The organism is Achromobacter sp. SIMBA_011 (assembly GCF_046535435.1).
In the GTDB taxonomy this organism is placed as follows: Bacteria; Pseudomonadota; Gammaproteobacteria; order Burkholderiales; family Burkholderiaceae_B; genus Achromobacter; species Achromobacter dolens.
This window is the reverse complement of sequence record NZ_JAWRWN010000821.1, coordinates 1-255: the sequence shown is the minus strand read 5'-3', so window position 1 is coordinate 255 and position 255 is coordinate 1. Positions and strand designations below refer to the sequence as shown.

General features: G+C 60.0%; 1 protein-coding gene. It reads left to right on the top strand.

The genetic code is table 11. The annotated features are described in order from the left end of the window. Window positions 1-208: hypothetical protein (locus SB816_RS33290; protein ID WP_410548415.1), on the top strand; the 208-nt coding region annotated here is incomplete at its 5' end. Between the last annotated feature and the right edge of the window lie 47 nt (window positions 209-255).

Sequence of the window (255 nt, the reverse complement as noted above, 5' to 3'; positions counted from 1 at the left end):
CAGCATTCACGCATCGATGATGGTCTGCCGCGCCCGCCCAAACGGCCGCTCTATACCTGCGTATAGGTGCGTTGAATGGTTGGAGCCGGTGCGAATACACCATGACGACGCCACGCGGCTCATCGGAAAGGCGTCGCTACACGCGATTGCGCCCGCCGAGCTGGCCGAACTGCGTGCGCCGATCCAGTATTCATGCTGGATGAATTGAGTTTATGGGCGGGGCTCGTTGATCGACCCGCCATACGACTCATACAC